The organism is Desulfitobacterium sp., from assembly GCF_982384815.1.
The window spans coordinates 1-9,661 of record NZ_CEVWNY010000114.1 but is presented as its reverse complement, the minus strand read 5'-3'; the positions used below and the strand labels follow the sequence as shown (position 1 = coordinate 9,661).

Genomic DNA, 9,661 nt, shown 5'->3' with positions numbered 1-9,661 from the left:
AACAGCCAGCTAATAATGAGCTGCCGACCATTGCGCCTCCGGCTAGGATACCTGTGTTCCTTAAAAAATCCCTCCGGGAAAGTTTTTTGTTCTCTGACATCTTTTTGATCTCCTTTCACCTTTAACCTTTTCCTTTAATTTTTAGTGCTAGGCTAGTTTGACTCCCCCTTTTAATTGTGATAGTGAATGCAATTGCAAAGTGGTTTAGAAAAATCGGCCTATTTAAGGAAATTAAGCGGAAAAACTGTGATCAAATTGTGAACTCGTATGTTATAATTATAACAATCATATCTTTACTCATAAAGTTACAATTCACTCAATTTGTAACTCAAAAAACCTCGTTGTTATTTCACATGAATCTTTCACTTAATGTTGGGTGCACTGTAGTTTGCAGTGAAATCATCTATTAAGGAGCGAGGAAGATGCAGGAATATCATGAAGTACAATGGCTTATCTTTCATACTCTCGGTAAGCTTCTGAAAAGAACCACCCTTGATCGCATTACCACCAAACAGCTTTGCGAGACTTGTTGCATATCTCGTCAGACTTTTTACCGATATTTTCAAGATAAGTATGAGGTGATAACCTGGCATTTTGATCTCTTGGCAAAAAACACCCTTAAACAAGTTGGGCGTACTCTCACTTGGCGGATGGCTCATGCTAAACTTTTTGAGGGGTTGTATAATGAAAGAGCGATTTATACCAATGCCATTTATTCCGAGGATTATAATGCCATCAATAAATATGCATTTCGTTATTCCAATGACCTTTTTGTGGATACACTGACCAATTACCTTAATATCTCTCCCACAAACTTGTTGCTTTTTCAGATTAATGCTACGGCCTCTATCTGCTCAGAACTGACTTTTAATTGGGCTAAAGACGGCATGAAAGAATCCCCGGAGGAGTTTGCAGAATTAATAGATACAGTGTTGCCAGAAGAATTGAAACATGTCTTTGAACATGATCTAACCGTATTACGTCACCCTTCGGATAGACTTGAGATTTTTCATTAAACGAAAATCACTTTCCGATAAAGAACAAAATTCCAAATTGTTGCTACTCCCATCATGAGGAATTTTGCCCAAAAATCCACCACGCCCCTGCTAACCAAAAGGGTTATGATCCCTGTGGTGAAGATCATATTAAATAAGATTAATGAAAGATACAAAACAAGAGTACGGCTCACCCTTGCAGTACTCCGAAAAGACCAATTGCGGTTCATCATGAAATTGACAGCTGTGGCAGTTCCCATGGCTAAAATGTTCGCAAAGGCTACATGAAAACCTAGAACCCTCCGTGAAAACATGAATAATAAAAGTTCCAGAAGTGCCGTGGAGCCACCGACTATAAGGTATTTAATAAATATGGTATTCTCCCCCATATATAAAGTCTGGGCAATAAGAATCACATCAAAGAACAGGTGGAAGGATGTTGAGGATCGGCCAGGATGATTGAGATAGAGTTCTACCCCACCTTTGAGTATTCATTGGGACTTAGCCCTTTAAGGCTTTCTTCTTAGATTATTGACTAATTAATGAACTTTAAAACAACGAGAAAATCCTTTGGAGCCGATGCTCTTCATTATAAATTATCGGGTATATCGATTGAACGAGACTTCTTTCAGCGGGCTAAATGCAATCTACTTGCTAAGACCCCTAAGTTGCACATAAAGCGTCTTCATTTCCGGGCTGATCCTACTCGGGTTAACAATGCGGGCTCTAATATAAAGATCACCTCGGTTTCCGCTGCGATCAATATACCCTTTGCCTGCTACACGAATCTTACCATCTGTTTGAATCCCTGGAGGAATTTTTACCTTTAAGGTAGTATCCAGAGTATTTACGGTTACTTCCGAACCTAAGGCAGCTTCCCAAGGGAGAATATCAATGGTAGTAGTCAAATTAATATCCTCTAAGGTAAAATTCTTATGGGGATTAATTCGAATTTTTAAATAAAGATCTCCGTTTTCTCCACCGTTTATTCCTGGTTCTCCCTGCCCCCTAAGGCGAATTTTTTCTCCTTCTTTGATACCCTTGGGAATTTTTACGGAGAGGCTTTTCTGCCCTGTTCTACTGCGAAGGGTTATCTGCTTTTCAGCCCCCTGAAAGCCTTCTTCCAAATTGATAGCTAACTCCGATTCAATATCCTCTCCCGGATAGGCAAACTGGGAATGCCCTCGGCCAGCCTTTGTTCCGTGAGACCTGCCAAAGAGATTCTCTAGATCCAGACCACCCTCACCAAAGAACATATTAAAGAAATCGCTATAATTACCGCCACCGGTCGTTCTAAATTCATAATGTCCGGTTTTCCCAAACCCGAATTGGGAGGGGTCGAAATTATAACCGTTTTGATAATTAAACTCACTGCCAAAGTTATCGTATTTCTCTCGTTTCTCTGGATCACTTAGAACTTCATAGGCTTCGTTAATTTCTTTATATTTTTCTTCTGCCTCATTATTGCCCGGATTCACATCCGGGTGATATTTTTTAGTGAGTTTACGATAGGCCTTCTTGATTTCATCTAAGGTCGCCTTTTTATCCACATCGAGAATTTGGTAGTAATCTTTATATTGCATAAGGCATCCCCACCCTTCATAGTTAGCTAACTAGTTAATCGTATTTCTTCGGGTTTTCGTTAACCCTTATTAATCTCAAATATTCGCTGCTTACTTATGTTTATCCATTGCTAACCGCCACTATACAAAAAACCCACCTCAAGCAAGTTTCCTTTATCCACCTACTTAATATATGTAGATAAGGGGAACAGAGCCGTTCCCCTATTCATTAGGTAAATGCTTTATTCGATGTTGATTTGCTGTTTCTTAGGTTCGGATACCTCTATTTTCGGTAAGGTCACTTGCAATACCCCATTTTCGTATTTGGCTTTGATCTCTTGTTCCTTCACACCGGTAAATGGAATCCTGCGGGACATGGATTGAATCCGTCGTTCTTTGCGCAGATAATTTTCCTGTTCTTCTTTTACTTCTTCATCTCTTTCCACTGCGATAGTCAGCAGATCATTAGCGAATTCTAAATATAGGTCCTCTTTCTTTAATCCAGGAAGGTCAGCTTCCAAAATGTATTCTTTTTCCGATTCGCGAATATCTAATTTCATGTCGGCACTAGATTGAAAAAATTCAGGATAAAATGGTTCCTTGAAGAAGGGCTCTTTAAAGAAACTGTCAAATAAGTTTTCAACATCGCTAAACATCCTTGGCATTGGCATAAAACCACGAGACCTAGGAACTAAATTAAACATATACAACACCTCCAAAATTTCTGATGAAAAGTAAAACAGCTATAAGAATAAGTTAAATTTTGGGCCCATCTGACCTTTCCTGACATTAATATAACTCTTTTTGACCGTTCTCTCAAGGTTGTATTCTGACCATTACTGACCTTTACCTTTTACAAAATCTGTCTATCTGCTTCCAGATCGCTTATAGTCTATATTTCGCGATTTTTTCGTTAAATTTATTATGCCTCTCCAATAAAAAAAGCCTGACCTATACTTTCGCAATAGAACCAGACTCTAATTCTTAAACCCTATATATATCCCTTTGTTCAAGGTTTCTTATTTTCATAAATGCTCCTCAATCTTTGGCATTATTAGCTCAAATTATGTTTTCCGGATTTAACGAAGCGCAAATAAATAATGCTTATTAATAATCCTAAAATCGAACCTCCTACCAAGGCAACAAAAATCCATTCGACCATACCCCCCAGAATATCGTAGAAAAAAACGCTTTTCCAATTTAACCAAAAAAACTGTTTATTCAGATTGGAAATATGCATTTCCGGACGTGTCGGTACCCCAATAAAAGCTAGTTGAACTGCATTGGTAAGATAATAGGCAATAATGGCACTGGACCAAGTAAGGCTACTTGCTAAAACCGACCCCAGAATTGATAAGGATTTTTTCACTTCATGAAAAGCTATAGGGACAATAGGAACTAACCATATACCGATACTCAATAATAGCCAGACTATCCTCAGGCCAAGGCTTGAAACCTCTTGTAGTCTAAGAGTGTTGGAAAGAAAACTGTGATAATAAAAGTCAAATACTCCAAACCCAATTCCGATCATTAAGTAAGTAAACCAACGCTTCTTCACTACAACAACTCCTTTTGTTTTACCGGATATCTTTGTGGTTACTTACTATTATAATCTGGTCTGAAGATACACCAACCCAAAAGGCTACTATTTAAGAAACAATTAAGATTTCAATCATTTATCGGTATGCTAATCTCCTAGTTCGATGCTCATGCTACGCGCAGCTTGTAAGACAGGGTCATCCAGTTTCACTTTCTTGAGCTTATGAACCGCCTCGGCCATGGGCACCCGTACAATAGCTTGTCCTTGCAAAGCCACCATCATGCCAAAATCACCATCTATAGCCGCTTCTACCGCAGCGACCCCGTAACGAGTGGACAATACCCGATCCACGGCACTAGGAGAACCGCCTCTCTGGAGGTGTCCTAAGACCGTAACCCGTGTCTCTAGTCCGGTATAGTTTTCCAAGTCCGCTGCAAGTTTCGCCCCGATGCCTCCTAACTTAATGGGGTCCGTACGACCGGGAAGATTTCTTTCCACTACCATTTCCCCACCCAAAGGTTTTGCCCCTTCTGCCACCACGATAATACTAAAATGCTTGCCTTGGTCAGCCCTATTTTTGACTGCCTCAGCAATGCTTTCTATCCGATAGGGAATCTCGGGAATAAGAATAACGTCCGCTCCCCCGGCCACTCCAGCGTAAAGAGCAATCCAACCGGCATAGCGGCCCATCACCTCTAAAATCATAATCCGGTGGTGGGATTCTGCTGTAGTGTGAAGCCGATCCAAAGCTTCTTGAGCCGTGGCAACTGCAGTTTGAAAGCCAAAGGTCAAATCCGTGCACATCAGGTCATTGTCAATGGTTTTGGGAACACCTATTACTTTTACTCCTTTTTTAGCAAACTCCAGGGCAATACTTAAGCTGCCATCGCCCCCAATGCATATCAAGGCATCAATTCCCTGCTCTTTAAACCCTTCGATCACATCCTCGGAGCGATCAAAGTTCTGCCACACTCCCTCCACCAAGGTAGGGTAAGCAAAAGGATTATCTCGATTGGTAGTTCCGAGAATGGTTCCTCCCCGGGGCAGGATTCCGGAGACATCTTTAAGACTCAAGGTCCGAAAATCCTTTTCTACCGCTCCCCGGAACCCATCTTGAATGCCAATAACCTCGATTCCTTGATAATAGGCAGTTTTCACAGCCGCCCGAATCACTGCGTTCAATCCCGGACAATCGCCGCCACCTGTAAGTATGGCTAACTTTTTAATTTTTCCCATTTACTTTTCCCCTCACTTTTTTCTTCTCATTTTTTCGAACCTTAAAGCCATTTTCGACCAGGCCATAATTACCTGGTGCCTTAATAATATACTGTCATTCTGAGCACAAGCGAAGAATCTTGATACTAAAGTAAGATCCTTCACTACGTTAGCTATTCTGAATGGTATAAGTTTCACGGCACACAAGGGCAACAAACGACTTCGCCTTCTGCGGTGTATAAATTTAAAGTTCGTCGAAGCCGGGCTTTCTATGAGGATGACAAACCATCCAGTCCCTCGAATTGCATCTTATAATAATGTGCATAGATGCCATTTACTTCTAGAAGTTCTTGATGATTTCCTCTTTCCTTAATGCCCTCATCGGTAATAACGATAATTTCATCGGCATTGCGGATAGTACTAAGTCGGTGAGCAATGACAATAGTGGTTCGATTCTGAGCCAGCTCTTCCAAGGATTTTTGGATATACCGTTCACTCTCGTTATCTAGGGCTGAAGTTGCCTCATCCAAGATCAAGATCGGCGGATTCTTTAAGAATACTCGCGCAATGGACAAGCGTTGTTTTTGCCCTCCGGATAACCTTACCCCCCGCTCCCCGACAGGAGTGTCATAGCCCTCTTCTAAAGACATAATGAAATCATGAATATTGGCCTTTTTCGCTGCCGCCATTATTTCTTCATCCGTGGCTCCAGCCTTGCCATAGGCAATATTTTGTTTAATAGTACCGTCAAAAAGATAGACATCCTGCTGGACAATCCCAATGGCATTGCGTAATGACTCCAAGGTTACCTTACGGATATCTTGACCATCGATGGTGATGGTTCCCGCTGTTACCTCATAAAATCTTGGCAGCAAGGAGCACAAAGTGGTTTTTCCACCTCCGGAAGGCCCCACTAAGGCGATGGTATCACCGGCCTTGATCTTCAGGCTGACCTGATCCAAGACCTGAGATTCTTCATCATAACGGAAGGAGACATCCCGGTATTCGATATCCCCCTTTACCTTGGTTAAGGGCCTGGCCGTGGGCTCATCCTTGATATCCGGCTGTGTTTCCAGCACTTCCACAAAGCGCTTAAAGCCTGCATAGCCTTTTTGAAACTGTTCCGTAAAGTTAATCAACACGTCAATGGGGTTAATGAAAATATTAATATAGAGGATATACACCGCCAGATCGGAAGGTCTTAAATTGCCCTTGGCGATATTTAAGCCCCCTGTGACCACCACCACAACATAAAGAAGCCCCTCAAAGAAGGAGTTCCAAGCATGGAAATTACCCATAACCTTATAACTTCTCGTTTTAGACTTAAGGAAGTTTTCATTGCTCTTAGCAAATTTCTCTTTTTCTACCTTTTCATTAGCAAAAGATTGCACCACCCGAATCCCGGCTAAACTGTCCTGAACACTGGAATTAACCCTGGCAATCTTTACCCGGTTGTCACTGAAGATCGGCTGCATAACCCTGTTTTTATGAATACTAAAAACAATAATGATCATAGTAACCACTGATAGGGTCAGAGTCATCTGGACATTGAGGGTAAGTAAGATTAAGAAGGACCCGATGATCTTTAAAGCGGAGATAAAGAGATTCTCCGGTCCGTGATGGGCTAGTTCGGATATATCAAAAAGATCCGCCACCAGCCTGGACATGAGCTCCCCGGTATTGCGTTTATCGTAGTAGGAAAAGGAGAGTTTTTGCATGTGATTAAACAAATCCCTCCGCATATCCGTTTCCATGCGGGCCCCCATAATATGACCATAGGAAACGATAAAGTACTGGCAAAAATACTTAATTATATACATTGCCAACAGTCCAAGGCCCACCAGTGCAATGGCATCGAGTATCTGCTCCCTCCCTTTGGTAAATACAGTGTTCACCAAGTAACTGAGGATCATCGGGAAGGAGAGATCTATGGCCGATACAATCATGGCACAGAACATATCCATGTAAAAAAGAAATTTATAAGGTTTATAGTAACTGATAAATCGCTTAAGAATACTCATTTTTGATGGCTCCAATCTTTCAAAAAGCAAATATACCATAATTCATTTTTGTATTGAAAATTATTTGTTGGTAAGATCAATCGCGAGAAGAGCTAGCTCTATGGCTTTAATCCTTCTTTTTAATAGCGTTTTTTGAGGACTACCTGCCTTTGACTTAGCATATATCCCTTCAATTGATGGCAATAAACCAGCAAGTACACGGCGAGCTTCAGCTAAATCTTCCTGGGTATAATGATGAGGTCTTTGCTTCCATACATTTTCAAGTAATGCTAAGCCTATGTAAAGTGCTTTAAGTCGTTTCTCTACTAAAGTAGTATTTGCGCCTTTCTCAGTCATCTGAGCTAAGGCCCTTTCAGATTTCCTGATTGTGGACTGGAAGGACTTTATTGATTCTAATTTATCTACATCTGATACGTTTTCCATATTTGTTCCTCTCTTCGTCCCTGAATTATTTTTCCTTTCTCCATCCGCGCTTAGTCTTATATCTAGATAGGATCTTTAGTAAAAATAAATAAACCTCCATACGAGGAGGTTGTGGTTAACTATTTACTTCAATTATTCTATCAAGGATTCTAGTATAATCGAAATTAGGTATTTTACCAACAAACTCTATAAGTTTATCCTTTCAATGCGATAAATCTTATGGGTTTTAACATACGAAGCTAATATTAGGCATAGCTAAAAATTACTTACCATCATTATACCAGTCCCGATGAGACTGGTTTTCTGTATCTAATTTAACCATTCCTTATCTTGAGGTCTTATCCTTATTATCCATATCATACCACCTTCATCAAGCTTGTTCAATAATTATTAGTATGGCTATAAGGCTTCGGCTAGAAGACCTTTATACTTACTATATCCACCCTATCTTATTCAGAAACTCCATCACTAGACGATTATATATTTCCGGCTGACAAAGATTCGTGGGATCGAAGGAGCGCTTGACTATTCTCAAAGAAGACTCCGGTATTTCGCTCATGACACTTTTCATCCATCGAACCCCCACTTTATTCTGATCACCAGCCATTCCTAAGACCGGACACTTTACTTGCTTAAGATAAGGGGTAAAATTGATCCGATTCATAGCCAAAAGTTGAAGCAAAAACTCCGTTTTACGCATCTCTTGAACAAAGCTGATTATTTTTCTCTGGGCCAAAGGCCATTGCCTATAATGTCTCTTAACTAAGAAACTAAGGAAGGGCTTGGGGAGATAGATACCCCAAAGCCCTATATATTGAGCACAGATAAGAAGTGCCTCTCTAAAACTGCTAATCTTGGTATCACCTAGAGCATCCGCGATAATCAGCCCCGACACCTTCTCCGGATAGCGAAGAGCAAAGTTCAGGCAAAAAACGCCCCCATAAGAGGTGCCGGCCAATACTGCCTTAGGGATTTCTACTTTCTCCATTAAGACCGCAACATCACGGCATTGGCTGTCTAGAATCTGATCGATTGGACCGGTAAGTTTACTAGACCTACTATTTCCCCGTAATTCCGGACAAATGACGCGATAGCTTTTCCTGAAGAAACTTATCTGGGGTTCATTGAAACTAAGGTTAGCACCAAGTCCATGAATAAAGACTAGGGGCAGACCGGTTCCTTGATCCAAGTAATAGATTTGAGCATCTGAAAGTTGAGCAATTGGCATAGCTTACCTCATTTACCGAATAGGGCCAGATGATAATTAGCAGGGATAATTCCTGGAAGTATTGCGATTCCCATAATCAGTATTCCCGAAAAGAGAAACCGCTGATTCACCTCTAATGTGTCAGCGGTCAATGTTCCAGCTATTTTTCAAGCCCTATCTAAACATTCTCTGCAATAAAGTAAATCAACTTTTCCGTTGCTTCCCAACCCAAGCAAGCATCGGTAATGGATTTTCCGTAGATGTTCTCCCCAATACCCTGTCTTCCTTCCTCCAGATAGCTCTCAATCATCAACCCTTTGATCATCTTCTTAAGCAAGGAATCGTACTTGCGGCTGAGTAAGACTTCGCGGGATATACGCGGCTGTTCATAATAGCGCTTCATGGAGTTGGCATGGTTCACATCCACAATAATAGCCGGGTTGGCTAGGTCAAGCTTTTCATACTCCTGAGCAGTGTGAATGAGATCCTCAAAATGGTAATTGGGGATATTTTCTCCGTTAGCATTCACCGCTCCTCTTAGAATTGCATGAGCATAAGGATTGCCGGTAGTTTCAACTTCCCAGCCATTATAAATAAAAGAATGGTTGCTTTGGGCGGCGATCAAGGAGTTAAACATAACGGTGATGTCTCCGCTGGTAGGGTTTTTCATGCCTACGGGCAAGTCAACTCCACTTACG

The 9,661-nt window shown here is 41.1% G+C and carries 11 protein-coding genes; 1 reads left to right on the top strand and 10 read right to left on the bottom strand.

What is annotated here, in order from left to right; translation table 11 throughout:
• The coding region (locus AC1U9U_RS13740) for a twin-arginine translocation signal domain-containing protein (protein ID WP_479961122.1) at positions 1–100 on the bottom strand (100 nt) is incomplete at its 3' end.
• Between the two features lie 322 nt (positions 101–422).
• Here AC1U9U_RS13740 and AC1U9U_RS13735 point away from each other — a divergent pair.
• The gene (locus AC1U9U_RS13735) at positions 423–1,016 is read left to right on the top strand and encodes a TetR/AcrR family transcriptional regulator C-terminal domain-containing protein (RefSeq protein WP_479961120.1); all 594 of its coding nucleotides are present in this window, start codon (positions 423–425) and stop codon (positions 1,014–1,016) included.
• Here the strand turns inward: AC1U9U_RS13735 and AC1U9U_RS13730 are convergent.
• The 9 genes from AC1U9U_RS13730 to AC1U9U_RS13690 all read right to left on the bottom strand — a co-directional run.
• Positions 1,013–1,384, bottom strand: a complete 372-nt coding sequence (locus tag AC1U9U_RS13730) for a GtrA family protein (RefSeq protein ID WP_479961121.1) — start codon at positions 1,382–1,384, stop codon at positions 1,013–1,015. The two genes, AC1U9U_RS13735 and AC1U9U_RS13730, sit on opposite strands and share 4 nt — an antisense overlap.
• 258 nt (positions 1,385–1,642) lie before the next feature.
• Entirely contained in the window at positions 1,643–2,578 is a 936-nt protein-coding gene (locus tag AC1U9U_RS13725; RefSeq protein WP_479961119.1) for a DnaJ C-terminal domain-containing protein, read from the bottom strand.
• Between the two features lie 221 nt (positions 2,579–2,799).
• Positions 2,800–3,261, bottom strand: a complete 462-nt coding sequence (locus AC1U9U_RS13720; protein WP_479961118.1) for an Hsp20/alpha crystallin family protein — start codon at positions 3,259–3,261, stop codon at positions 2,800–2,802.
• A gap of 350 nt (positions 3,262–3,611) precedes the next feature.
• Positions 3,612–4,115: a hypothetical protein gene (locus AC1U9U_RS13715; RefSeq protein WP_479961117.1), complete on the bottom strand. Its 504-nt coding sequence runs from the start codon at positions 4,113–4,115 to the stop codon at positions 3,612–3,614.
• Positions 4,116–4,244: 129 nt separating this feature from the next.
• Complete coding sequence (locus AC1U9U_RS13710) at positions 4,245–5,333, bottom strand: 6-phosphofructokinase (RefSeq protein ID WP_479961116.1); 1,089 nt, start codon at positions 5,331–5,333, stop codon at positions 4,245–4,247.
• Between the two features lie 248 nt (positions 5,334–5,581).
• Positions 5,582–7,333 carry an ABC transporter ATP-binding protein gene (locus tag AC1U9U_RS13705; protein ID WP_479961115.1) on the bottom strand — a complete coding sequence of 584 codons (1,752 nt, stop codon included), beginning with the start codon at positions 7,331–7,333 and terminating at the stop codon, positions 5,582–5,584.
• Between the two features lie 60 nt (positions 7,334–7,393).
• Positions 7,394–7,756 (bottom strand): hypothetical protein, encoded by a 363-nt coding sequence (locus AC1U9U_RS13700; RefSeq protein ID WP_479961114.1) that lies wholly within the window; start codon positions 7,754–7,756, stop codon positions 7,394–7,396.
• Between the two features lie 433 nt (positions 7,757–8,189).
• Positions 8,190–8,984 carry an alpha/beta fold hydrolase gene (locus AC1U9U_RS13695; RefSeq protein ID WP_479961113.1) on the bottom strand — a complete coding sequence of 265 codons (795 nt, stop codon included), beginning with the start codon at positions 8,982–8,984 and terminating at the stop codon, positions 8,190–8,192.
• 157 nt (positions 8,985–9,141) lie between these two features.
• On the bottom strand, positions 9,142–9,661 hold a 520-nt coding region (locus AC1U9U_RS13690; RefSeq protein WP_479961112.1), incomplete at its 5' end, for a DAHP synthetase I family protein.

Excerpts from the sequence above, each read along its gene's own strand:
- AC1U9U_RS13730 (WP_479961121.1), bottom strand. The coding sequence starts at position 1,384 with ATGGGGGAGAATACCATATTTATTAAATACCTTATAGTCGGTGGCTCC.
- AC1U9U_RS13695 (WP_479961113.1), bottom strand. The coding sequence starts at position 8,984 with ATGCCAATTGCTCAACTTTCAGATGCTCAAATCTATTACTTGGATCAA.
- AC1U9U_RS13735 (WP_479961120.1), top strand. The coding sequence starts at position 423 with ATGCAGGAATATCATGAAGTACAATGGCTTATCTTTCATACTCTCGGT.
- AC1U9U_RS13725 (WP_479961119.1), bottom strand. The coding sequence starts at position 2,578 with ATGCAATATAAAGATTACTACCAAATTCTCGATGTGGATAAAAAGGCG.
- AC1U9U_RS13720 (WP_479961118.1), bottom strand. The coding sequence starts at position 3,261 with ATGTTTAATTTAGTTCCTAGGTCTCGTGGTTTTATGCCAATGCCAAGG.
- AC1U9U_RS13700 (WP_479961114.1), bottom strand. The coding sequence starts at position 7,756 with ATGGAAAACGTATCAGATGTAGATAAATTAGAATCAATAAAGTCCTTC.
- AC1U9U_RS13705 (WP_479961115.1), bottom strand. The coding sequence starts at position 7,333 with ATGAGTATTCTTAAGCGATTTATCAGTTACTATAAACCTTATAAATTT.
- AC1U9U_RS13710 (WP_479961116.1), bottom strand. The coding sequence starts at position 5,333 with ATGGGAAAAATTAAAAAGTTAGCCATACTTACAGGTGGCGGCGATTGT.